Source organism: Parafrankia colletiae (assembly GCF_001854655.1).
In the GTDB taxonomy this organism is placed as follows: domain Bacteria; phylum Actinomycetota; class Actinomycetes; order Frankiales; family Frankiaceae; genus Parafrankia; species Parafrankia colletiae.
Genome location: NZ_MBLM01000110.1, coordinates 40,697 through 64,476, shown reverse-complemented (window position 1 = coordinate 64,476; position 23,780 = coordinate 40,697). Strand labels below are relative to the sequence as shown.

The following is a 23,780-nucleotide window of genomic DNA, read 5'->3' as shown; positions in this document are numbered from 1 at the left end:
CACTCCCTCAGACATGGCCGTCGTGGCCGGCGGTCCGGGTGCTGGCTGGACGGATGTCGGTCCAGTTCTTCCGTACATAGCCGAGGCATGCGATCCGATCCGCCGGGCCGTGGGCGATGGTCCACCCGGCGGGCGCGGCGATCGACGCGGGCCACAGGCTGTGCTGCAGCTCGTCGTTCACAAGCACCAGGTAGTCGAGGGCCGGGTCGTCAAGCAGCGAGGACATTGCTATCTCCTGACAATGCGTCACGCTGACAATGCGGAATCAATCAAAATTTGGGCGTCGACCTTTCCGTTGCGGGTGAGYGGGATTTCCTCGACCACCACCCACAGAGCGGGTAACATGTAGCTCGGCAGGATCTGTGACAGGTACGCACGCAGCGACCGCGGGTCGGCGTCGGCGCCGGGGTGCATGGCGACGGCTGCGACGAGCTGAACACTCTTGCTCTCCCGCTTGGCCACGACGATCACCGCATCGCGCACATCGGGATGACGGCCGAGGGCGGCGCTGATCTCCCCGGTTTCGATGCGGTGGCCRTCCAGCTTGATCTGGTCGTCCGCGCGCCCCAGGAACAGCAGGCGCCCGTGCGGGTCGAGGCGGACCAGGTCGCCTGTGCGGTACAGGCGCTCGTTCACGTCGGGCGAGAAATGCTCGAATCGGCGAGTGGTCTCGTGCTCGTCGCCGAGGTACCCGTTGGCGAGACCCACACCGGCCGCGTAGAGTTCCCCGACCGCGCCGGGGGGCACGAGTCGGGCGTTCCGGTCGAGGACGAAGACTCGGGTACCGGCGATCGGGCGGCCGATCGGAAGAGGTCCGTCGACTTCCGCGCTGCTGCGCACCGTGTGGGTGGTCGTGAACGTGGTGTTCTCAGTGGGCCCGTACCCGTTGGTGACCACCAGGCCGTGGTGCAGGTCGAGCATCCGTGCGGTCGATTCGTGCGGAACGACCTCCCCGCCGGACACGATCTGGCGGAGTCCGGCGAACGCGTGCGGCCGGGACCTGGCGATCAGCCGGAACAGGCTAGCGGGGATCCATGCCACCGAGATCTCGCGATCGGCGAGGAACGCCTCGAGGTGGCCGACCGACGGAAGCTTCGCGGGGTAGACCTCGAGCGTCGCCCCGGCGAGCAGTGTCACCCAGATCTCGTACGTCGACGCGTCGAAGGCCAGCGGCGCCATCCGCAGCACACGGTCGCCTGGGCGCATCTGCAGGTCCGTGGTGAGCGCGAGTCGGGTGACTGCCTTGTGCGGGACGACGACACCCTTCGGTTCGCCGGTGGAGCCGGAGGTGAACGCAACGTACGCCGCTCGGCCTGGATCGGTCGGCACGGGCGGCCGGGTCGGCCCAGTGCATGTGCCGAGGTCGGGGCCGGGCCGCCAGACCTCGACGCGGGCGAGCCCGCGCAGGCCGGGATGATCGGTCGACGCAGCGTCGACCACCGCGGCCGCGGGGGCCAGCTTGTTGATGATCCGTTGTGCCCGAGTCGGCGGCGCGTCGTCGTCGAATCCCGAGTACGCGGCGCCGAGGCGGATGATCGCCAGTAGCGCCACGACCTCGCCGACCGATCGCCTGGTGGCCACGAGCACCGTGGCGCCGGGCCGGACGCCGGCGTGCCACAGGGAGTCGGCATGCTGGTCCGCGGCCTGCGTGAGCTGCTCGTAGGTCAGCTCGACAGTCGCGTCGCGCACGGCGACCAGGTGCGGGTGACGGCTCACCTGGTCGAGGAACATGGTGTCGATCGCCACCGCGGGCACCTCGGCTCCGGCCAGCGAATCGAGGATCCGGCGGCGTTCCGGCGCGATACAGCGCACGTCTCGCAGGGCACCGTCGACGGACATGAGCTCGGTCACCGCCGCCGCCAGGTCGGCGACGAACCCGTGCGCGACGTCGGGCACGTCGGTCACGAAGCCGATCTTGGCCGACCGCAGATCGGAGTGGTCGGAGACGACGACGAGATCGACCGGGCCGCCGACGGCCTCATCGGTTGCCTGCGCACCGCGGGCGGTGGCGACCGTCCGGAGGAAGTCGCCGATGGTCATTCGGTCGTCGAGGTGAAGCCGGATCACCTGCGGGGCATCGGAACTGTTCGCGCGCCAGTCGGCGACGGCCAGCGCGACCTCGCTCGCGGCCGTCCAACGGCACAGGGTCACCATCAACGCCGCCATGACCAGTTCTGCACGATCCGGCACGAGGCCATCGAACTGAGCCGTCAGGTCGTAGGGCAGCCATTGCGCTACATCCGGTTCGTCGCGTCCCCGCACCACGGGAGGCGCGGTTGTCGCGTCAGACGACACGCTCGTTGCCCCCTGAATTGCGCCTGCGCTCGAACTGCACGGGCAGGTGATCAGGTCGACGGAAGATATGGCCCCGCTCGCGGAGACGCCAGAAGCCTGAACGAATGGTGTCCAGCGAGCCGTCGCGCCGGACGCCGCCGAACCGGAGGGACATTCGCTCGAACAGCGTGTCGAACTCGGCCAGGGCGAGCTGGATTCCCAGGCACGTGTGCGGGCCGGCGGAGAACGCCAGCATCCGACCTGCCGGGCGCTCCGGACGCCACGTGTCAGGGTCCGGGAACACCTCCTCGTCCCGGCTGGCACTGCCCAGCGACAACAAGATCGTCGACCGGCGTGGAACGTGCACACCGCGGATCGTCATGTCGGCGGCCGCGTACCGCAGGACGGTGTGGCTCGGCGGTTCCCAGCGCAGGGTCTCGCGGATCACCTGATTGCGGAACTCGGTGTCGGCCAACCGCGCCAGYTCGACCTCGTGGGCGAGCACGGCGTACATGATTTTGCCGATCGTCGCGACGCTGGTTTCGGTTCCGGCCAGCAGGAACAGGGTCGCCGTGCCCAGCATCGACCGGTCGACCGGCTCACCGGCCGGGAAGATGACGTCCAGCAGGGTCGCCCGCCCGCCCGCGCGCCGGCTGGCCAGGGCATCGATCAAGTAGTCGATCAGCTCCGATTTCGCGGCGAGGGCCATATCCAGCGAGGTCGCCGGGAATTCGATGGCCCCGGCGAGCGGCAGGACCCGCGGTCGCAGCCAGGCCGCATCCTCCGGTGGTATCCCGAACAAGCGGGTGACCATCGCGTAGGRCACCCCGACGGCAACCTCGTCCATGAAGTCGACGCTCGCGCTGTTCGCGGACACCATCTTCGCCTCGATGGAGTCGAGAACCTGGTCCACGGCGGGAACGAGTATCTCGGTGCGCAGCCGCTCCACCGACGAGCCCGCGAACAAGGGCATCAGCATCTTGCGCAGCGCGCGGTGGCTCGGTCCGTCGACGTCCAACAGCGTCGGGCCGAACAACCGGCGACTGCTGCGCATCGGGAACCCGCTGACGACCTGCCGGTCGGCTAGCAGGGCAACGACGTCTTCGAACTTCGTGACGAGAAAAGCCCGAAACGTCTCCGCCCAGTGTATCGGGTCGGTCCGGCGGAGTTCCTTGTATATCGGCCAAGGGTCGGAGAGAAACTCGTCGGAGCTGAAGTTCAAGGTGGTCGGTGTGTTGGCGATGCTCATGTGTGACCTTCCTCGGCCGACGACCCGTCCGGTGTCAGCGCAGCTCGGCTCGGCGCTTCATCTGACGGCCAGCCTGTTCTGAATTGAGCCTCATGGATTCGGCGGTGCCGTCGAATCCGCCGTGGAGCGCGGGAATCACCTCATTGGCGATCGCCGTCAGCTGGTCGAGGGTCTGTTGGTGCGGCATCCAGCCGGGCAGGAAAAAGTTCACCGACACCGGGTCGCCGAGGCGGTCGAAGAGGTCCCTGATCATGCGTGTGCATGTAACGGTGTCACCGACGATGAATGCACCGGTGTCGACGAGGTTCTCGAGCGATTTGCGATGCGCGACCTCGGAGTCCGGGATCGGCATGCCCAACACCGTCCGGTACAGGTCGCGGCGCTGCGCCGACCATCCGGGCATCAGTTCGTCCACACCCTTGGCCGCGGAGTCGGATATGTGGACGAACACGTTGCACCGGATGCGGGCATCCCCAGCCTTGTTCCGATACGTCTCCACACGCTGGACCAGCGAGGAGATCGGATCGGCATCCATACCCGGTCGAATCGTGCCCCAGGGCGGCACGACATGGACCGCCGGCGTCGTCGCGGTGTCGCTCAGCAGATCGATCGCCTCGTCGCCGAGCGAGGAGGCGAGCACCGTCTCGATGGCGCCCCRCACGGGCCGGAGCTGCATGACCGCTCTCTTCGCGGTGAACCACGGCGTGGTGGTGTCGACCGTCTGCCCGGCGATCAGCGCCGTCACGACGTCCAGGGCGGCGCGGAAATGGGCACGTATGGAACCCGGATCCACACCGATCATTTCCATGTCGTGGACGTACGTTCCGGTTCCGCATCCCAGGATCGCCCGACCATTCGTCAGGTGGTCGAGCAGCAGAATGCGTTCGGCGACATGAACGGGGTGATGGTAAGGAAGTGGAATCACACCTGTCGCGAACCGGATCCGGCGCGTCTCGCGAGCCATCGCCGCGATCATCAGGTCGGGCGAGCTCAAAATGCTCCAGCCGCTGGAATGGTGCTCACCCAGCCATATTTCGTCGAAGCCCAGATCCTCGGCCAGGCCGCACAGTTCGATGTCCTGCTGCAGGGCAAGATAGGGGTTGATCGTCGGATCGTGGAGCGGAGGCAGGAAGCAGCCGAACGCCTTCAAATGCACGATGTCGAGACCTAACTATGCTGTAGCGGAGGGGCTGGCGGACTTTACGTCTCGGCGACTCCCTGCAAGGGCTGCACCGTCACTGACGCGCCGGACTTCAGCAGGAGTTCCAGGAAGTTGTCGATGCTCGTCAGAGGCCCGTCGGCCTCCAGGTCGATGAACACCCCGAATCTGGTCTCGACCTTCTCGACGAATTCGAGGTACTCGATCGAGCTCATCCCGGTGCCCGGGAATTCCGTGTTCGCCTCGATACTGTCAGGATTCAGAGCGCCGCCGGAGACTCCCGACAGCAGAACGAAAATCTCCTGACGCAACGCGTCGCGTGTATCTTCCGTGCTCAACTGCCACCGCCTATTCGTTGGATCGCTTCATCCAGTGCGTGGCCCGACGTTGGTCGGTTGCACACTTCCTCGTTTGCTGGAGACCCGATGCCGGGCCTGCTTTACCGGCGCTGCCGGATCCAGGCGCCGTCGTAGCCGAGACGTTCGCCGTACTGGAAGATCTCCAACGTGTCGGTCAGCCCCGGATAGGGGTCTTCGTCGACGATGTTGCTTGGCGTCAAGAAAGCGAGGCCGGTGATGGTGCTACTCATGGACTGCCCACGGTGGACCCCTCGACGCCGAGATCCACCTTAGGGAGCCGTGTCCCGCCCGTCAATCTCTATCGAAAAAGTGGGAAACCTGTTGACGACGGAGAGATCGCGATGCTTCCATACCTAACGGCGCCCCCTCTGTTCTTACCCGGCGCCGTCACGTGGACGTTCGAACGGCTGTCCGCGGTGGTGGTCGTCCGACCCGGTCCGCAGGGCAGCCAGGAGCTGGTGGCCTACTTGGTCGCGGAGAAGGATGACCTGGACCTGGACGAACTACGAGCATTCGCGCAGGACCGGTTACCGAGCTTCCTTGTGCCGACCGTCCTCATGATGATCCCCTCGATCCCACTCTCACCGACCGGAAAAATCCACGCCGCCGCCCTGCCCGAATCGGTCTGGGGCAGTGCCAAGTACCCCAGACGGGCCGGCCGCTGGCACCTTGACCGAGGAGGCCCTGATCCAGATCTGGGCCCGGGTGTTGGACCGGCCGGATATCCGGGCCGGAGACGACTTCTTCCAGGTTGGCGGCCACTCTTTGTTGGCCATCCGGCTCGTCCGGGAGATCCAGGCACAGCTCAATGTCAAGATCTCGATACGGACTCTCTTCCGGGCACCGATGACGGCCGATCTGGCGCTCGTGATCGATCAGGCGTCGGCCGAGCGCTGACCGACCGTACTCTGGGGACATTGTGGACTTTGGATTGTTCTACTTCGCCAACGACAATGCGTCCGGCGTCGAGAGCTACCGGCTGCTGCTCGACGGGGCCCGGTTTGCCGACACCCACGGATTCGCCACCGTCTGGACACCCGAGCGCCACTTCCATGAGTTCGGCGGCCCGTACCCGAATCCGGCAGTGACCGGAGCGGCGGTGGCCGCGGTGACCGCCCGGGTGAACATCAGGGCCGGTAGCGTGGTCGCTCCGCTGCACCATCCGGTCCGGATCGCCGAGGAGTGGTCCATTGTGGACAACCTGTCCGGCGGCCGCGCCGGCATAGCCTTCGCCCCTGGCTGGCACCCGGGCGACTTCGCGTTGGCGCCGGACGAATTCAAGCGTCGCAAGGACGTCATGCTCGCGAACCTGAACCTGGTACGGCGGCTGTGGCGCCGGGAGGAGGTCGAGCTACCGACCGGCCTGGGTAGCACCGCGAAGGTGCGCAGTTTCCCGGCGCCGATCCAGCCGGAGCTGCCGTTCTGGCTCACCAGCTCGGGTAGCCGCGACACCTTCCTCCTCGCCGGTGAACTCGGTGCCGGCGTGCTCACCCACCTGCTCGGCCAGGATCTCGATGAGCTGGGCGGCAAGATCCGGGAGTACCGCGCCGTGGTCGCCGACCGGCACGCGGCGCCCGGTCACGTGGTACTGATGCTGCACACCTTTCTCGGGCCAGACCGGGCCACCGTACGGTCCGCYGTACAAGAGCCCTTCACGGAGTACCTCCGCAGCTCGGTCGGCCTGTCGACCCGGGCGGCCGGCGACCTCACCACGGGAGAGCAGCTCGAGCAGATGGATCCGGACGACCTCGACTTCCTTGTCCAGAGGGCTTTCGAGCGGCATTTCGAAGCGGATGGACTGTTCGGCACGGTGGCCGACGGGATGGCCACGCTGCGCCGGCTGGCCGCCCTCGGGGTGGACGAGGTTGCCTGCCTCATCGACTTCATTCCCGACACCGACACGGTACTGGCGGGCCTGAACTACCTGAACGAGCTGAAGGACCGTTGGAACGACGGTCGGGCGGCCGATGCCTGAGCGGTCGTGCCTCTACTGTACTTTCGCGGCGAGGGCCTCTTCCTCAGACTGGCCGGGGCGGGGCAGCGCGCGGATGGCCATCGCCAGCAATTCGGCCAGGGGTCGGTGCGAGTCGAGGCTCAGGTGAACCCCGTCGCTCCCGACCACCGCGACCTTGGCGGCATCGACGAAGACGGCGCCCTGACGCTCGGCCAATTGGCGTAGCCCGGCACCGAGCAACTGGGACTTCGCGATCGAGGCGGCATCGTAGGATCGGGGCGACCCCGGACCGAGTGGACATGCCGCGGGGATCACCGTGATCCGACCCAATCAGTGCAGGAACCTCCAGGGCCAGCAGTCCGGCCGCTGCCCTACGAGCCAGGACCACCGGATTGACCAGCGGCCCTTCGCCCCGCTCGATCCAGAACGCATAAAACGACCGCACGACCGCGTTCGAGTGCCGAATCGTGGCCACGATATAGCTGTCGTCCTGGAACCGCTTGCGGGTGATCGGGTTCACCGTTCCTGCCGTCATCGCGGAATCGGTTCGCGGCAACCGACGCCGCTTGCTGGTCCGCTGCAACCACAGCACGAAATCCCGCGCCTCCGCCGGACACGCCTTCGACCATTCCACCTCCACCGCCCGCAGAAACCGCCACCAACGCAGCAACGCAAACGCATAGCTGCGAATCGTCGCGGCCGAACATCCCTGCGCTACCAGGTCACGCAGGAATCGTCGGACCGGCTCGACCGGCCGATCCGCCTCGTCCACCACACAGAACGGCTCGACACCAGCCAGCGGGACAACCCGACCCCACTCCGGCAGATCGATCAGATCAATCACACGATCACAATTATCGGACATCCACACGCAGTCCTCTCACTCGGAACTGCGTGACAGTTACCGACGGGACACCACCCGCCGCCTACGACACGCTGATCGTCAGCCCGGTAGTCCGGTCAACGGTTCCAAGGACGGAGAGATCCACGGCGGGGGCGACCAGTGGCGCGACCCAGATCGGGACGCCGAGGCGTAGCCCCAGCGCGAGGACATTACCGAATCCGAACAGGAACGTCAGACCGACGACGGCGGYCATCGTCGCGGTGACGAGCTTGACGACCGCTGCCGTGACAGGGGTAGCAGCGTCGGTGTTCGGGTCTGCGGGTTTCGTCGTGGTGGACCTCACGCGTCACCACCCCCAGCCGGCAGTCGTAAAAGTGAGCCACGCCAACCCGACCTCGGGCGTGGGGTGCGGAAGGCTCTTCAAAGTCGGTGGGCTGGGCGCCACCGTGCTCTCTCGCCCGGAGGGCTGGGGTGCGCGAAAGCGCTGCCTGGCTGCTGGGAACGGCCCGTTCACGGCCTCGTCGAGGTGTAGCAACGGGTGTAGCAACGTGGGCGAACCGGCGCGTACGCCGGCGGCCTTCCACGGCCGAAAACGTACGTCGGCGGACGTTGAAATGACGGTCAGTTCGGCCTGAAAAGCGGAAGGTCGGAGGTTCGACCCCGCCCCTACCCACCCTTTTGACCTGCGGAAATAACGGGATTTGTCGATCACCGGTTGATCGTTTTATGGCAACGGGTATGGCAACAGAGTCGCGCGATCCCGGTGACAGTCTGTCTCAGACCCTGGTTGACCTGCAGAGACGGCGGAGTTGACCGTCCGCTTTCCGGGTGGGAGGTCACGAGGCCTGTGTCCACGGACGTTGCCACAAGCTATGGGTCTTGTATGGCAACGAAGCTCGTCTGGCCCGGTCGCGTCGGCGCCATGACCTGCGACGGTGCGCAAGATCGAGTCTGGTAGACCGTCCGCTTGTGCGGCGGCTAGGTCAGGTCGGAAGCGGAAATCAAGGACGCCTATGCGACCGTGCAGGAACGCTTGACGGAGGTCATCCCGGCGATCTTCGCCGTGCGGGCGGCACCCAGCACCATCTCGAGCCCCAACGTGGGCGGCATCGTTAAGTACGGCTTTGGTTCGCTGCTCCCCGTGGGTTTCAATGTTCGGCCGGGCCTTCGGGGCGGCGTGCTTCGGTGGCGCGGGATGAGATCCGGGCCTGGCAGATCATCTGCTGCCCGGAGTATCGACCAGGCGAGCCGGGAGACCGCCGGCCCTGTGATGACTGCGATGTAGCCCCACCCGCTCGGGGGACCAGCGGGTGGGGCTACATCGGACCCAGCACCGGACGAGCGCAGAGTAGCGGGTCCGGTGGCGCGGAGGGTGTTACCGCGGTGCGCGTCGCCGGGAAGGTTCCGATCGATAAGGGAAGGCCCGGTCACCAGCAGGTGGTGACCGGACCTTGATCGCCGGTTCGAAGCGCAGGGAGCCTATGAGTCGGCAGGCGGGGTGAAGCCGACCTGGGGCGCGGCGCTTGGCTCCCGCCCGACGCGGACGCCTCGGTCGCCTCCCGCACCGAAGGTGCGCCTTTCAGTCCATCAGTCCTCCGTGGAGCGCCTGTCGGAAATCACGATTCTCGTGAGCGGGGGGTAGAATTCGCGCCCGGCCAGTCGGTGTGATGACGTGACCGGTGGCGTAGGGGTCGGGATTGTCGCAGCCTGTCACGAGTCCGCCGGTATCTGTCCGGCCTGTCCGATGCCGAGTGGGCGGTAGTGGACCGGTTGCTGGCCGGTGGCGAAAAAGGACGTCAGGCCGGAGAAGCGCCCTCGGCGGGACAGGGCGGACGAGATTCTTTACGTGACGCACAACGGCTGCGTGTGGCGGGCGCTGCCGACGGAATTCCCACAATGACGGACAGAAAACGATGTTAGTCGAGCGGAGGCGTGGCAATGACGACCACGCTCATGCGACAGGCGGACTCCTCGGTCTGCCACCCGTGGTCGACACCGTTGAGCACCACCGCGTCACCGGGACCGAGCCGGTGCGGCCCGTCGCCCAGGATCAGGTCGACGCTGCCCTCGAGGATCACGTTGAAGTCGAGGCTGTCGGTGTGGTGAAGCCCGGTCGTGGTCCGCGGAGGAAACTTGATGAAATTCCAGCCAGCGGTGCCGGGTGTGGCCTCGACCTTGACCAGGTGGCCCTGCCCCGGCGGACGCGGGGGAGGCGGAGACGACGTGGTCCTGGCCGCCTGCACGACGATGATCCCGCCCTCCTCGAAGGGCACCTCGCTCGGAGTTCGGTTCTCGACCACGCAGGAGCTGCCGTCGTCGCTTACTCCAGTGATAAGTAGTCGCACGTGGATCCTCGAATCACAGGTTGTAGACGTGGGCGGCATTCTCGTGCAGCACCTTCCGCACGAGATCCGCGGGCAGATCGCCCAGATTCTTGCTGATCGTCTCTCGCGGTCCGGTCGCACTGGAGTTCGGCGCCGGCGCGAGGCAGGTGGAGTGCGGGAAGTCGGTCTCGAACATGAAGTTGTCCGGGTACAGCGCCGCCGGCGCACCCACATGAGGGTCGAACCAGAACGTGGCGTAGATCTGTCGCCGGAAGTACTCCGACGGCAGCAGCATGTCCGGGTAGTCGAGGTGGGTGGAAAGGGTGCTCCACTGCCAGTCGAGCGAATCGAGCAGGAACGGGATGTAGCCGATTCCGCTCTCCACCGAGACGAACTTCAGTGTCGGGTAACGCTCACAAAGGCGGCCAAGGATCAGTTCTGAGATGCAGTTGGCGTTCGCGAGCATGGACTGAGCGGAGATCTTGGCCAGGTCCAGCGTGCTGAACGACTCCGCGTTGGCCACGAGGCCCTGGTCCTCTTCGAAAGACTCGTTGAAGGCCGTGTGGAAGTTCACGGGCACGTTCATCTCCTGGCACATCTTCAGCAGCGGCTCCCAGTGATCTGAGCGCAGTGGCGGCAGGCCGGCCCGCTCGAACTGCCAGCCGAAGTTGAGGCCCCTGTGCCCGAGGGCGTAGCAACGCTCGAGCTCGGCGAGGCTCTGCTCGAGATCCCACCATGGAAGGTTGGTGAGCGCGATGAGCCGATCCGGAGCTGCCGAGCAGAAGTCGCTCAGGAAGTCGTTGTACGCCTGGACGATCTCGAGGCGGAGTTGTGGGTCCAACGTCAGCAGTCGGGCGGTGTGGAAGGAGATCATGTTCGGGTACAGCACCTGTGAGTGGATGCCGTTCTCATCCATCCAGGCGAGGCGCTCGTCGGCCTTCCACGCGCCGGGATGCGCGTCCTCGTAGTAGAGAGGTGTGTTGGGGTAGGGCGCCTTCCACCCCGCCTGCGCCTGGCCACCGACCGCGGTGCCTACGCGGGTGTCGCCGATGTACCAGGTGTCCCTGTTGTTGATCCGCACGATGTGCGGCACCTGGTCGCCCCACTTCTTCGACATCCGGGACGTCCAGAGGTCCGGTGGCTCGAGTACGTGGGCATCAACGTCGCAGATCTTGAGTTGGTCGACATAGGCGTCGTTGGTCAGGGTCACGTCGCATCCCCTCGGGAGTTCCGCGCATGCGGTGGATGACGACGAAGACTGAAGGAAATGTCAGTGGCTGTCAAGGTCTCCGAGCTTGAGATCCGACCGTCATGGTGTGTCCAGCCGGTCACCTGGACGAGACGGGCCCCGGTCGAGGCCCGCGTAGAGCGGCCTCAGTCGGTCCATCCCGTCGTCGACGAGCGCGGTGATGTAGCTGGCCATGCCCAGTGCGACCACCGCACGGAGCGCCGCCCGGAACACCCCGACCGTCGCGTACGCCGCCAGCCGCACCTCGAAGTCCTCGGAGGACCGGCCGGCGCGCCGGGCGAGCTCCTTGGTCAGGTCGTGCTCCACCGCCAGAAGCACCTCCAGCACTGCGGACGAGGCCTCCCGCTCATTGAGGACACGGAGCACGCTGTCGCGCCCGGCCTCGATGCTTGCGCGCAGGTGGTCGGTGAACGCGCGCATGGCCGCGCGTGCCACCTCGAGCAGCTCGGGCGCGTCCGAGGTGGCGAGCACGTCTTTCAGCAGCTTGCGCCGGACCCGCCAATCGTCGACGAGCACGTCGGATTTGGCGGGGAAGTAACGAAAAAATGTGCGCTCGGTCACGCCGGCGTCCTCGGCGATCGCCGCGGCGGTGGTCGCGACGTAGCCGTGGGTGCGGAACCGGTGGTGCGCGGCGACGAGCAGTCGCTGACGGGTCATCTCGCTCTTGCGCCCGCCAGCCTCTACGTGGGTTTCGCCCTCCACCGGATGCCCTTTCTCCCCTTCGACCCTGGAACATCATCCTATGACACTGCGGAACTGTCCTGGCAGCCATGATGCGGCCCGCGCGTGAGCGGGGATCTCCCATGTCACTGGGCGTTCTTGGCGTCTCAGGTGCACCGATCTGCCGTCCCTGGACGTGGAAGTTTTTTGTCTGCTACTGTCATTTTCAACATCAACGGGCCCGCGGGTTCGGTCGCGGAGTGGCGACCGGGCAACCGGGCCAGGCGAGAGGACCTTGATGACCAAGGGGCAGTCGGACAAGACGTACCGCGTCGTCCAGTGGGCGGCGGGGCGGATGGGGAAGAAGGYCATCCGAGGCGTCGTCGAGCACCCGTTCTTAGAGCTGGTGGGGCTCTACGTCTACTCGGACAGCAAGGTGGGTCAGGACGCCGGCGTCCTGGCGGGGATCGACCCGGTCGGCATCCTCGCCACTCAGAAGATCGACGACGTTGTGGCGCTCCAGCCCGACTGCGTGCTGTACATGCAGGAGGGCTTCGACCTCGACGACCTGACGCGGCTACTCAGCTCCGGCATCAACGTCATCACGACGCGTAGCGAGTTCTTCTACGCCTCGACGATGGACACGACCATCCGGGCCCGCATCGAGGAGGCGTGCCAGCAGGGCGGAACATCGATCCACGCCACGGGCAGCAGCCCGGGCTACAGCACCACCACGATGCCACTGACGCTCATCTACCCCATGCGGCGCTTCGACGAGCTGACCATCGACGAGTACGCCGACATCCCGGCCTCAGTGGGGCCCGACATGATCAAACTGATGGGCTTCGGCACGCCGGTCGCCACCAGCGAGTTGCCCGCCGCGCGGATAGGAACCGCCTTCGTGGGCTACCAGCAGTCGCTCGCCGCTCTCGCGGACGCGATCGGACTCCCGCTCGACGGCTGGGAGGTGCGTGCGGAGGCCGCCCGCGCCACCGAGCCCCACACGCTCTCGGACGGCTACGTCATCGAGAAGGGCACCATGGCCGCCCAGCGAATCACCGTCGCGGGCCTGCGCAACGGCAGACCGTTCATGATCTTCCGGGCACACTGGTTCTGCACCCAGCATCTCGACCAGGACTGGAACATGGGCGGCGAGGGCTGGCTGTTCACCACCAGGGGCGACGCGCCGATGCAGGTCCGGGTCACCTACGGGACGACCGACGAGGGGTATTCCGAGCACCTGGCCGGCTACACCGCGACCCCGGCCGTGAACACGATCCCGTACCTCGTCGAGGCCGAACCCGGCATCCGCACGATCTTCGACCTGCCGCCGATCATCCCCACCTTCGGGGCGAAGTAGACCAACATTCAGGTCGACAGGCCGGGGCCGACGCGCCTCGCCGCTGAAGGAAGCTTGTTGAATCGGAGATGCGTGTGGTCGACATCGATGGAGTGGACTTCTTTACCAGTAAAGAGCTGGTGGCAGACCCCTACCCCTACTACGACGCGCTGCGGGCGCGGTGTCCCGTGTCACGGGAGCCGCACCAGGGCGTGGTGATGGTCACCGGCTTCGACGAGGCGCTCGCGATCTACCACGACAGCGACCGGTTCTCCTCGTGCACGGCGGTGACGGGCCCGTTCCCCGGCTTCCCGGTTCCGCTCGACGGTGACGACATCTCCGAACTCATCGAGGCGCACCGGGACGAACTTCCCTACAGCGACCAGCTGCCGACCTTCGACCCGCCCAAGCACACCCAGCACCGCGCCCTGCTCATGCGCCTGCTGTCTCCCGGACGGTTGAAGCAGAACGAGGAGGCCATGTGGCGGCTGGCCGACCGGTACCTCGAGGAGTTTCTCGGCGACGCCCGGTGCGAGTTCATCGCCGACTTCGCCGGGCCCTTCTCCATGGTGGTCATCGCCGACCTGCTCGGCGTGCCCGAGGAGGACCATGACCTGTTCCGACGCGGTACGGGCCAGGCCAAGGGCGGGTTCGGCAGCACCGACGGTGAGCAGCTGGCCGACACGCCCCTGGAGTTCCTGTACGAGGCGTTCACCGCCTACGTCGAGGATCGTCGCCGGTCTCCGCGTGACGACGTCCTGACCCGGCTGGCGCAGGCCACCTACCGGGACGGCACGACACCCGAGGTCATCGACGTGGTGCGCCTGGCCGCCAACCTGTTCGCGGCAGGCCAGGAGACGACGGTGCGCATGCTGGCCRCCGCCGTGCAGGTCCTGGCCGAGGACGCCGAGCTCCAGCAACGGCTGCGGCACCAGCGAAACCTGATCCCCGGGTTCATCGACGAGATCCTGCGGTTCGAAAGCCCGATCAAAGGCGACTTCCGGCTCACCAAGGTGCCCGTCACCGTGGGCGGCGTGGACCTACCAGCCGGCACCACGCTGATGGTCCTCAACGGCGCCGCGAACCGCGACCCGCGCAAGTTCGATCATCCCAACGAACTGCTCCCAGAACGGGACAACGCCCGCGAGCACCTCGCCTTCGGCCACGGGGCCCACTACTGCCCCGGCGCGCCGCTGGCCCGCGCCGAGGGCCGGATCACCCTCGAACGCCTCCTGGACCGCACGACCGACATCCGGATCTCCGAGGCCGAGCACGGCCCCCCAGGAGCGCGGCGCTTCCGTTACCACCCGACCTACATCCTGCGCGGCCTGCGGAAGCTGCACATCGAGTTCACGCCAGTATGACGGCCACCGGAGACCTCGAAGGCAAGGTCGCGATCGTGACCGGTGCCGCCAACGGGATCGGCCGCGCGATCGCCACGCGGTTCGTCGCCGAAGGCGCCAAGGTCGTCGTCGCCGACATCGACACCGGCGGTCAGGGCGTCGCCGCGAAGCTTGGCGGGCGCGCCGCCTTCTTCACGACTGACGTCTCCGACCCCGCCCAGGCGCACGCACTCGTCGACTTCACCATCGAGCACTTCGGCGGACTGCACGTACTGTGCAACAACGCCGGTGTGTCCGGTGGACTACGGCGCTTCCTCGACGACGACCTGCGCGACTTCGAACGTGTAGTGGCCGTCGACCTCTACGGGGTCATGGCCTGCAGCCGCAGCGCCGCCCGGCACATGGTCGATCACGGTGGCGGTGCCATCGTCAACATCGCCTCAGGTGCCGGGGTCACCCCCGGAATCGGGATGCTGCCCTACCGGGCGGCGAAGGCCGGCGTCGTCCAGTTCACCCGCTGCCTCGCGGTGGAGGTGGGCGAGCACGGCATCAGGGCCAACTGCATCGCCCCCGCCAACATTTCCACAGACATCAACGCCGCCTTCGACAAAACCACCGTCACCCGCCTGCAGCCGCTGCCGCACCAGGGCAGAACCCGCGACATCGCCGAGGCCGCGCTGTACCTCGCCAGCGACCGCGCCGCCCACGTCACCGGCCTGGTCCTCACCGTCGACGGTGGCATGTCCCTTGGCACACCACCACGTCGCTGACAGAACTCGACACCATTGGACGCGCCTGCGTCCTTCCCACCGGAGCGATCGCTGGCAGTAGGAGCATGAACCCCAAGGCTTACAGGCTCAGCGCCCACTGTGTGTGGATAAACCGGCGGACCTCACGTTCGAGTTCACGATCCTCGGGGGCGCTTCCGAAGAACCCGCCGTGCGGCGCCGCTTCCAGGACGTGCAACTCAGCAGAGCCCCCAACCGCTCGCAGCGCCCGATGCATGCGAACGGTGTTGGACAGGAAGATGTCCCGCGTACCGGTCGCGAGCAACGTGGGTGGGAAGCCTGCTGAGAAGTCGCCGAACAACGGGGACAGGTACGGGTCCGAAAGATCGTGACCGGCAGCGTAGAGCAGGTTGGCGGGCATCAGACTATCTGTCTGGACAGTGTCAACGCCGAGGTTGGTCTGGAAGGAGTCGCCTGACTCGGTGAGATCGAGTTCCGGGGTGAGTAGGACGACGGCGGCGGGCATAGGGAGGCCTTCGTCACGCGCTCGCAGGACAAGTGCAGCCGCCAGGTTGCCTCCAGCGGAACCTCCGCCCACGACGATGCTCTCGGGGCGGTGATCCCGTAGCAGGGCGCGGTAGGCGGCGAGGCAGTCGTCGAGGGGCGTCGGGTAGGGATGGTCCGGCGGCATCCGGTAATCGATAGCCCAGGTTCGCGCGTGGACGCGGGSGGCCGTGGAGACGCCCATGGCCCGGCAGAGGTCGCCGCCACCCATGATCAGACCACCGCCGTGGATATCGAGAAAGACGCGCTCGTTGTCCGGAGCGCCGCGCGGTGTGATGACGAAGGTACCGACGCCGCCGAGGTCGATCTCCTCCACGTCGGCGGCGATGCGGGAGGCCCGGTCGACCAGGCGTGGCCGGATCGCCGCGTCCCTCGCTGCGATCATGGTTCGCCACGCCGCAATGTCGTCCAGTGGAGGGTAGTCCGGTAGTTCTATCGGGGCCATCGCCAGTACCGCCTGAGCCTCAGCGCTCACTGACCCAGGAACCGGGATGTCACGCGCTGGTACATGGACCGACGGCTGGATGTCCGTGGCGGTCATGCGAAACCTCCTCGTCGTGCCTCAATGRAGAGCTCACGTGGTGGACGCAGGCCACATCCCTGTCACGGGGCTGTAGCGACGCGTGGGGATTTATAGAAGGTCACGTCCTAATAGAAGGGCTCGTGCCGACCCGAGGTGACGTCCCGCAGCGTGACGCCACCGGCTTGGYCGGGCCTCTCGACTGGTCGTCGTGCTTCCACTTGCATCCTCCGGCAGCGGCTGCTCGGCCACCGGACGAATCCCGCYGACGATGCTCAGTGGTTCCTGCGGTCAGCCGTGGATCTGGTCGTCAGCCGTGCATGGTCCTGCCGCTGGCGGCGCACTGCTCGGCCGCATCGAGGAGGCGAATCAGGAAGCTCGGTCAGCGCGGGGAGACGCTGTCGAAGGCGGGCGTAGGAGACTCGCGGACGCCGCCGACGATCACGCCAACAGGCAGTGGCCGTTGAGCGGACACTCCCCCGCACAGGCTCATGGCGCTGCCCTTCGGCTTCCATCAAGTCCGCTGCCGGTGCGGAGCGCGGTGCTGGCGGTCAGCGTCCGGGCGGTGCGGGCGATACGGCGGCTGATGCGCCAGCCCTCCGTGGTTCGGATGAGGACGTCCTCGTAGCTGCCGATCACATCGACCCAATTGCCCGGATCGTCGGGAGTCACCATCAGAACGCCGTGGACGTAAGAGCGGACGGACGCCTGGTCTCCGTCGATCTCGATGACGATGTTTGAGATGCGGTGGAAGGTCGGGCCCATGTTCTCGTGGGTCCGTGCCATGGTTTCGGTGAGCGCGTCTGCGCTGGTGAACTGTCCGAAAGCGCCATAGTCGGCCTCGACCTCGGGCGTCCAGCAGGTTCGTAAGAGATTCCAGTCTCGTTGGTCGATTCCTGTGGCGTAGCGGAGCACTACATCGCAGATCCGTTCGCGGTCCTCTCGGATGTCGGACATGGCTGTCTTTCTGCCTTTCTCGGGACAGTGGGCCGTGAGCGTTCCTGGCGGGCGATGCAGCGGCTGGCTCCTACCTCACTGGCGGCGTGACGTCGGATCGAGGAATTCCGGGCGGCGGACGTCGAGGTAGCCCTCCACCGTCGTGGCGCACGCGACACGCACTATGGTCAATCTCGCCGACGAGCTGGTCCGGATTCGGATTCGGGTTCGACGGCAGGCTGACCAGGCGGGAGTGATGCGCGCCAAGCTGGCCGGACCGCGGCGTCGCACGGACGCAACCGGCCGGTCACGACCCGGTGCTGGCGCGGCTCGTGTGTGAGTGTCGGCTCATCGCGAGTACGGCGTCGCGGCGGCTGGTGGCGCCGAAGGGTGAGCCGCCGGTGGGGTTCTGGCTGCCGAAGATCCAGGTGGGCCCGTCGGCGAGATGGTCGAGTGCCTGTTTCGCGACGTCGGCTGGGTCAGCGGCGTCGCCGTAGGGTTCGCCTTTCGCGTCGAACACGCGGCGCATGGACGGGGTGTCGGTCTTGCCGAGCACGAGAGCGAGGACGTCGACTCCGCTCGTGCGCCATTCGGCCCAGAGTGCTTCGGCGAGCAGGAGATCGAAGGCTTTGGTGGCGCCGTAGGTGGCGAGGGTCGCGCCGCCGGCCCAAGCCGCGCCGGAGGTGACCAGTATGACGCCGCCGCGCTGTCGGGCGACCATCGGGGCGCCGAAGCGGTAGGCGGCTTCGACGACGCTGTCGCAGTTGCGGTGAATCAGCTTCAGGTGGGTGTCGAGGTCCTTGTCGAGAAAGGGGGTGCTGTAGTCGTCACCGCCGGCGTTGTAGACGAAGAGTCCGATTTCGAGGTCGGAGGTCGCGTCCGCGAGCCTTGCGAGAGCGTCCGGTGTGCTGAGGTCGAGCGCGACCGTACGGACCTCGACGCCGTACTCGGCTCGTATCTCCTCGGCGAAGGCTTCCAGGACTGTGACCCGCCGGGCGACCAGGACGACGTTGAGGTTCCGAGCTGCCATTTCGTGCGCGAATGCGGCGCCGACTCCGTCGGACCCGCCGGCGACAATGCCCCACGGTCCGTATTGTCCTGTCACAGCTGTCGTCACCTCTCGGTTCTGGGCGCCTGGTCGACGGCGCCCGTGGCGGTCAGGAGGTCGCGCGCCGCCTGCACGCAGCGGCGGGCTCGTTCTTCGGTCGGTTCGCCGGCCTGTGCCGCGGAGAGCATGGGAACTTCGAGGCCGATCACGATGTCCGGAGGGAGTACGGCGAGAATGTCCCGCAGCGGGAGCTCCCCCTCACCTGGCACCATCCGGTCGATCGAGTCCTCGCGGTAGACCGTGCCGCGCTGCCGGATCGTGTTGTCGCTGAGCTGTGCGTAGGCGATCAGGGTGGGATCGACCGCGGCCAGGTCCGCCGGGGTGTGGCCGGACCGCACCAGGTGCATGGTGTCGATGAGCAGCCGGAAGTCGGGGCGGGCGACATGACGGACCGCCGCCAGCGCCGAGTCGAGATCCCCGATGGTCAACGAGGGCGCGAACTCGATCGTCGTCTGCATCCCACGTTCGCCCGCCATCTCGGCGAGCGTCCCGAACTCGTCGTGGCTGCGGCCGAGGTCCGGGTCCATGGTGACGGTGTTGATGACCGCGGCACCGAGTCCGGCCATCACGTCCAGATCGGCGGCATACCCGCGCACGTCGCCGCCTGGACGAACGACGAACCCTTCGGCAAGGGAGATCGACACTTCCCGTTCGCGCATCGCGGCGATCGTCCGGTGGCGCAGCGCGGCGTCGTCGCGCAGCGAGAACGGCTCGTAGCCGTGTGGGTTCACCGGGTTGCCGACAAGCACGGCTGCTATGTACCGGCAGCCGAGGTCCGCGGCGAGGTGCACGAACTCCACCGGYGGCAGCCCGAGAACAGTCTGGTGCTCAAGGGCGAGCCGTCCCGCTGCGATCGGCACCGTGGTGTGCGTCGGCATTCAGTCTGACCGCATGCCGGCGACGAAACGTTGCGCCACGGCGACCAGTTCGCGCCCGGGGGCATCGCCGAGAACGTCGGTCATCAGCGTGACATCCTTGGTGAGCGTCAGATTCGCCGGTGAGTCGGCGAGGCCGGCGAAGGAAAGGGCACGCAACCGCACCCTGGAGGCTATGCAGACCGAGCTGCTGGTCGTGAGGACCGCCGCGAGGCCGCCGGGGTCGACGCCGAGCGACTCACCAGCCTTCATCGCGTCGTCCGCGAGCGCGATCTGCGCGGCGAACATCGTGTTGTTGATGAGCTTCGCGTATGATCCCGCCCCGACCTCGCCGAGGTGCACGACATGGTTGGACAGCGCTGTGAGGAACTCGGTGACGTCAGCGAGCGTCTCGGCGTCCCCACCGATCATGATTGTCAGCTCGCCGTTCAGAGCCCGTGGTTCCCCTCCGCTCACCGGTGCGTCGAGGACACGCAGACCGTGCGTCGCCGCCCGCTCGGCGATCGTCCGGATCTGCGTGGGGGCCACCGTGCTGTGGACGAGCACGACCGCGCCGGGCCTGAGGGTGCTGGCGAGGCCGTCCGGCCCGAACAGGACTTCTTCCACCCCTGCCGCGTCGAAGACGCAGATACCGACTGCGTCGACCGACGCGCCCATCTCCGCCGGGGTGGCCGCGGTGGTCACGCTGGTGCCCGCGAATGGTTCGAGCGAGGCCGCCCGGCGGGCGTAGACAGTCAGGTCGTGGCCCTGCGCTGCCAGGCGCTGGGCCATCGGCAGTCCCATGCTGCCGAGTCCGATGAATCCAACCTTCACGGTGTCCTCCCTGTGGTGGTGCCCGGCTTTCCGCGGCCTGCGGCCGAGGGCCGCCCGAAGGCGCGAAGCGCGTGGTCCGGGACCGGTCGGCCGGCTCGCCCTGCCCCGCCCGCGGTACCGGTGGTCATGGTGTCCGGGCGGACACACCGCTCGTCTGGCGGAGCACCTTCGTCTCGACCGCGTCGGAGGCCAGCACCGTCCCGATGATTCCCAGGTCCGCGCCCGTACTGCGGGCGACCTCGCGGACCACCGTGACGTCCTTGAGCATGAGGTCGCCGATGCGGCCGGGAATCGTGTCGACCGACGCGCCGCTGGAGACGACCGCGAGGGCGCGGCTCGCGCCGCTGCCGTGCTGGACGGCGGCCAGGATCGCCTTCTCCTCGATGCCGAGCGAACCCGCCAGGCGCACCGCGTCGATCGCGAGACCGACCTGCGCGACGAACAGCGCGTTGTTCACGAGCTTGACCCGCTGGCCGTCGCCCAGTCGCCCCACGAACATGATCGGTGACGCGTACGCCCCGAGAACCGGCCGCATCTCGTCCACCAGGGCTTCGTCGCCGCCGACCCACAGGGTGAGGCGGCCGGCGGCGATGTCGTGCGGGCCACCGGAGAGCGCCGCGTCGAGGACCCGTATGTGTCGGGCCGCCCCTGTTCGGCGAGCAGGCTCGCGGTCGCGGGATCCGAGGTGGTGTGCTGGACGAGCGTCGCACCGGGCCGCATGGCGGCGAGGGCGCCGTCGGGGCCGAGGCAGACCTGCCGGACCTGCTCGTCCCTGAGCACCACGACGAACACCGCGTCGGCATCCCGGACGGTCTCCGCTGTCGTGGCCGCCCAGCGCAGGCCATCGGCCTCCGCCGCCGCTCTGGCCTCCGGGCGACGTACGAGCACCGTGACGTCGTGGCCGGCGGCCCTCAGCCGGTCGAGGATCGGCCGGCCCATCCGGCCCGGTCCGATGAACCCGATCTTCACTGATCCTCCAGACGGCGTGCGGTCTCGACGGGGCCGCCGCCCGTCACTGCACCGGCGTGCCGTCGGCGGCACGCCGGGGTGGGGCGAGCATGGCGCGGTGTTCGGGGGTGCCGTCGAGGTTGGCGTTCACCCGCTCGCTGATCCGCCAGCCCTGCGGGGTGCGCGTCCAGCGCCAGGTGTTCGCCGACACCCGGGCCACCCAGAACCGGTCGGCGTCGGTATCCCAACGGATGTTCAGCGCGTAGCTGCGCCCCGTCGCCTCGTCCCCGTCGACCACGATGTGCGGCACGGTCAGGACGTGCCCGCAGCCGCCCTGGATCAGGCGCTGGTGACCACCGTTGACCATGGCGACGATGTCGTCGCGGCCCCGCATGCGCAGCTGGGGAACAGCGTCGAAGGTGCCGTCCTCGGTCCACAGCTCCGCCGCGGCGTCAGCCGACCCGCTGTCGACGGCGGGTCCGTACTGAGCGACGAGCTGCATGATCTCAACCTGGTCCTCGAGCCGCGCGATCCTCGTTGCCAGCGTCTCGACTGTGGCCCGCAGGTCCTCGATCTCACTCATGGATGACAGCCCTTCTGCAGATGCGCGGCCCGGACCTCGCCGGTCGCGCCGGTCGCGCTGATTGCGCCGGGCGGGGCGGTCGCGACACTAGGGCACGACGACGATGCGGACCGGCCCGTTGGCGTCGCGGGCGGCGTCCAGCGCCTCGGCGACACCGTCGAGCCCGACGGTCCGGCCGAGCATCGGTGTGACATCGAGGCTGCCCGAGCAGACCGCCTCGAAGGCCTCGTCCCAGTGCTGCATCGACGGGCCGCCACCGAACTGGATGTTGATGCCCTTCCGCTTCGCGGTGAGGGTGTGGAGGTGGTCGCCCTCCGGCGGACCACCGACCGAGAAGATCCTGGTGCCGCGCTCGCAACCCTTGATGATCGAGTCGAGGACTCCCGGAATGCCCACGCACTCGAACACGACGCATCCCGGCAGCCCGGCCACCGCCATCAGCTGCCGCATCGCCTCGGGCGGCCCGTAGGCCACATCACGCCAGGCCTGGTACGGCGAGACCTCGGCAGGATCGATGACCACATCCGCTCCCATCGCCAACGCGGTCTGCCGGCGCGAGGCGACGAAGTCCACCGCCAGGATCGGGCCGACCCCCAGCCGCTTCAGCTGCGCGATCGCGGACAGCGCGATCGCGCCGCAGCCGATGACCAGCGGCACTTCCCTCGCCGTCACCTGTGCCCGGGAGGCGGCCGACCAGCCGACCGAGATCGCGTCGGCGATGCACACGATCTCACTCGGCAGCTCGGAGGCCGCGACGCGGGTGATCGCCTCGTCGAGCAGGAGGTATTCACCGAACCCGCCGGGCGACTCCGGATTCTGCCCGACGATCCTGCGCCCGGTGCTCGTGGACAGCACCGGCAGCGAGCTCACCCGAGTACCGACGGCGATCCGGCGTTCGGTGCCGGGGCCGTAGTCGACGACCTCGGCGCAGTACTCGTGGCCCATCACGATGTCGACGTCACGGTCGTAGGTCGACATGCCGCTGTCATCGTCGACGCCCGCTTCCAGGTGGTCCATGAAGTGGATGTCCGACGCGCAGATCCCACACGCGAGCGACCGGACCAGCAGCTGGCCCGGACCCGGTACCGGGTCGTCGATGACGCGCGCCTCGACAACCCCCTCGCGCAGCACAGCGGCTCTCATCAGCTCTCCCCACGCTCGCGCCCAGCCTGTTCCCGTCACGGCACTGTAGCCGCACCGAAGCCAGTTACAGAAGACCCAGTCCTAAAAATATCCGGGAGACGGTGTCCTGGAAGTCGCGGGGGAGTGGGGCACGTCCGAACGCTCGGACCATACGATCGGTGGCATGGCAGAGCCAGCGCGCCGCCCAGGACGCCCCCGCGACACGAGCATCGACGAGCGCGCGCTGGCGGCCACCCGTGAGCTCCTCGTGGAGCGCGGCTTCGATGCCACCACGATCCAGGCCGTCGCGGCGCACTCCGGCGTGCACGCGTCGGCCATCTACCGTCGCTGGGGGTCACGCATCGAGCTGATCGAGGAAGCCACGTTCCCCGGGCTCAGCCCTCCCAGCGTCCAGCCGACCGGAAACCTGCACCGCGACCTCCGACGGTTCATCCGCGCCTACCTCGCGGCCTTCGACGCCCCCGCGTCCCGCGCGGCCGCGGCCGGCCTCCTCGCGTACCACCAGGCCTCCAGCCGCCCCCGACCGCCGGACCTCTACCTACGGGTCTCCGCGCGACCACAATTCCAGGACATCCTCCGCGCCGCACCACCCGGCACGATCGACCTGAACATCGACCCGGACGATGTCTTCGACATGCTCCTCGGCGCCATCCTCACCCGGACCCTGCTGGCCAGGATCACAGCACGACATCGCCCCATCGAGCGCACCGTCGAAATGATCATCAGACTGCTGCAGCCCCAGCCCAGCCGAACCGTCAATCAGGACACCTGAGGCGCCCCAGGGCGGGCAGCACGCGCAGCCCAGAAG

General features: G+C 67.5%; 23 protein-coding genes and 2 pseudogenes. 6 read left to right on the top strand and 19 right to left on the bottom strand.

What is annotated here, in order from left to right; translation table 11 throughout:
- Positions 1–7: 7 nt before the first annotated feature.
- The 6 genes from CC117_RS14020 to CC117_RS36305 all read right to left on the bottom strand — a co-directional run bounded on the left by CC117_RS14020 (position 8) and on the right by CC117_RS36305 (position 5,271).
- Positions 8–226: an MbtH family protein gene (locus tag CC117_RS14020; protein ID WP_071084245.1), complete on the bottom strand. Its 219-nt coding sequence runs from the start codon at positions 224–226 to the stop codon at positions 8–10.
- 20 nt (positions 227–246) lie between these two features.
- Positions 247–2,190, bottom strand: a complete 1,944-nt coding sequence (locus tag CC117_RS14015) for an amino acid adenylation domain-containing protein (protein ID WP_131803068.1) — start codon at positions 2,188–2,190, stop codon at positions 247–249.
- 94 nt (positions 2,191–2,284) lie between these two features.
- Positions 2,285–3,523 carry a cytochrome P450 gene (locus CC117_RS14010; RefSeq protein WP_071084243.1) on the bottom strand — a complete coding sequence of 413 codons (1,239 nt, stop codon included), beginning with the start codon at positions 3,521–3,523 and terminating at the stop codon, positions 2,285–2,287.
- 34 nt (positions 3,524–3,557) lie between these two features.
- Positions 3,558–4,679 (bottom strand): LLM class flavin-dependent oxidoreductase, encoded by a 1,122-nt coding sequence (locus CC117_RS14005; RefSeq protein WP_157905405.1) that lies wholly within the window; start codon positions 4,677–4,679, stop codon positions 3,558–3,560.
- Positions 4,680–4,723: 44 nt separating this feature from the next.
- Complete coding sequence (locus tag CC117_RS14000; RefSeq protein ID WP_131803067.1) at positions 4,724–5,020, bottom strand: hypothetical protein; 297 nt, start codon at positions 5,018–5,020, stop codon at positions 4,724–4,726.
- 101 nt (positions 5,021–5,121) lie between these two features.
- The gene (locus CC117_RS36305) at positions 5,122–5,271 is read right to left on the bottom strand and encodes an LLM class flavin-dependent oxidoreductase (RefSeq protein WP_198541836.1); all 150 of its coding nucleotides are present in this window, start codon (positions 5,269–5,271) and stop codon (positions 5,122–5,124) included.
- Positions 5,272–5,710: 439 nt separating this feature from the next.
- Here CC117_RS36305 and CC117_RS13995 point away from each other — a divergent pair, with 439 nt between their 5' ends.
- A complete protein-coding gene (locus tag CC117_RS13995) occupies positions 5,711–5,938 on the top strand; it encodes a phosphopantetheine-binding protein (RefSeq protein WP_157905404.1) in 228 nt (75 codons plus the stop codon).
- Between the two features lie 22 nt (positions 5,939–5,960).
- The gene (locus CC117_RS13990; RefSeq protein ID WP_071084239.1) at positions 5,961–7,016 is read left to right on the top strand and encodes a MupA/Atu3671 family FMN-dependent luciferase-like monooxygenase; all 1,056 of its coding nucleotides are present in this window, start codon (positions 5,961–5,963) and stop codon (positions 7,014–7,016) included.
- A 12-nt stretch (positions 7,017–7,028) separates the two neighbouring features.
- Here the strand turns inward: CC117_RS13990 and CC117_RS13985 are convergent, their stop codons facing one another.
- The 5 genes and pseudogenes from CC117_RS13985 to CC117_RS13965 all read right to left on the bottom strand — a co-directional run bounded on the left by CC117_RS13985 (position 7,029) and on the right by CC117_RS13965 (position 12,069).
- Entirely contained in the window at positions 7,029–7,235 is a 207-nt protein-coding gene (locus tag CC117_RS13985) for an SGNH/GDSL hydrolase family protein (protein WP_071084238.1), read from the bottom strand.
- A gap of 698 nt (positions 7,236–7,933) precedes the next feature.
- Positions 7,934–8,182, bottom strand: a pseudogene (locus tag CC117_RS13980) (hypothetical protein); the annotation flags it as partial.
- Positions 8,183–9,755: 1,573 nt separating this feature from the next.
- On the bottom strand, positions 9,756–10,184 hold the full coding sequence (locus CC117_RS13975; RefSeq protein ID WP_071084237.1) for a cupin domain-containing protein: 429 nt from the start codon (positions 10,182–10,184) through the stop codon (positions 9,756–9,758).
- A gap of 13 nt (positions 10,185–10,197) precedes the next feature.
- Complete coding sequence (locus CC117_RS13970; RefSeq protein ID WP_071084236.1) at positions 10,198–11,373, bottom strand: amidohydrolase family protein; 1,176 nt, start codon at positions 11,371–11,373, stop codon at positions 10,198–10,200.
- A 99-nt stretch (positions 11,374–11,472) separates the two neighbouring features.
- Positions 11,473–12,069: a TetR family transcriptional regulator gene (locus tag CC117_RS13965; protein ID WP_131803066.1), complete on the bottom strand. Its 597-nt coding sequence runs from the start codon at positions 12,067–12,069 to the stop codon at positions 11,473–11,475.
- Positions 12,070–12,370: 301 nt separating this feature from the next.
- Here CC117_RS13965 and CC117_RS13960 point away from each other — a divergent pair, with 301 nt between their 5' ends.
- The 3 genes from CC117_RS13960 (at position 12,371) to CC117_RS13950 (ending at position 15,524) form a co-directional block, all read left to right on the top strand.
- Positions 12,371–13,432 (top strand): NAD(P)H-dependent amine dehydrogenase family protein, encoded by a 1,062-nt coding sequence (locus CC117_RS13960; protein ID WP_071084234.1) that lies wholly within the window; start codon positions 12,371–12,373, stop codon positions 13,430–13,432.
- Between the two features lie 68 nt (positions 13,433–13,500).
- Positions 13,501–14,775 (top strand): cytochrome P450, encoded by a 1,275-nt coding sequence (locus CC117_RS13955; RefSeq protein ID WP_071084233.1) that lies wholly within the window; start codon positions 13,501–13,503, stop codon positions 14,773–14,775.
- Entirely contained in the window at positions 14,772–15,524 is a 753-nt protein-coding gene (locus tag CC117_RS13950; protein WP_071084232.1) for an SDR family NAD(P)-dependent oxidoreductase, read from the top strand. The genes CC117_RS13955 and CC117_RS13950 overlap by 4 nt, the downstream gene beginning before the upstream one ends.
- 79 nt (positions 15,525–15,603) lie before the next feature.
- On the opposite strand, the gene CC117_RS13945 is transcribed toward CC117_RS13950, so the two are convergent.
- From CC117_RS13945 to CC117_RS13910, 8 genes and pseudogenes are all read right to left on the bottom strand, one after another.
- Positions 15,604–16,587: an alpha/beta hydrolase gene (locus tag CC117_RS13945; protein WP_071084231.1), complete on the bottom strand. Its 984-nt coding sequence runs from the start codon at positions 16,585–16,587 to the stop codon at positions 15,604–15,606.
- A gap of 468 nt (positions 16,588–17,055) precedes the next feature.
- Complete coding sequence (locus CC117_RS13940) at positions 17,056–17,523, bottom strand: nuclear transport factor 2 family protein (RefSeq protein WP_071084230.1); 468 nt, start codon at positions 17,521–17,523, stop codon at positions 17,056–17,058.
- Positions 17,524–17,809: 286 nt separating this feature from the next.
- Positions 17,810–18,619 carry an SDR family NAD(P)-dependent oxidoreductase gene (locus tag CC117_RS13935; RefSeq protein WP_071084229.1) on the bottom strand — a complete coding sequence of 270 codons (810 nt, stop codon included), beginning with the start codon at positions 18,617–18,619 and terminating at the stop codon, positions 17,810–17,812.
- Complete coding sequence (locus CC117_RS13930) at positions 18,616–19,488, bottom strand: sugar phosphate isomerase/epimerase family protein (protein ID WP_071084228.1); 873 nt, start codon at positions 19,486–19,488, stop codon at positions 18,616–18,618. The genes CC117_RS13935 and CC117_RS13930 overlap by 4 nt, the downstream gene beginning before the upstream one ends.
- Positions 19,489–20,298 carry an NAD(P)-dependent oxidoreductase gene (locus tag CC117_RS13925; RefSeq protein ID WP_071084227.1) on the bottom strand — a complete coding sequence of 270 codons (810 nt, stop codon included), beginning with the start codon at positions 20,296–20,298 and terminating at the stop codon, positions 19,489–19,491.
- Positions 20,299–20,422: 124 nt separating this feature from the next.
- Positions 20,423–21,237, bottom strand: a pseudogene (locus tag CC117_RS40515) (NAD(P)-dependent oxidoreductase).
- A gap of 73 nt (positions 21,238–21,310) precedes the next feature.
- Positions 21,311–21,829 carry a nuclear transport factor 2 family protein gene (locus tag CC117_RS13915; RefSeq protein WP_071084226.1) on the bottom strand — a complete coding sequence of 173 codons (519 nt, stop codon included), beginning with the start codon at positions 21,827–21,829 and terminating at the stop codon, positions 21,311–21,313.
- Between the two features lie 87 nt (positions 21,830–21,916).
- Positions 21,917–22,972 carry a zinc-binding dehydrogenase gene (locus CC117_RS13910; protein ID WP_071084225.1) on the bottom strand — a complete coding sequence of 352 codons (1,056 nt, stop codon included), beginning with the start codon at positions 22,970–22,972 and terminating at the stop codon, positions 21,917–21,919.
- Positions 22,973–23,135: 163 nt separating this feature from the next.
- Between CC117_RS13910 and CC117_RS13905 the strand changes: the two genes are divergently transcribed.
- Positions 23,136–23,744, top strand: coding sequence for a TetR/AcrR family transcriptional regulator (locus CC117_RS13905; protein ID WP_071084224.1), 609 nt, complete (start codon positions 23,136–23,138; stop codon positions 23,742–23,744).
- The last annotated feature ends 36 nt before the right edge of the window (positions 23,745–23,780 follow it).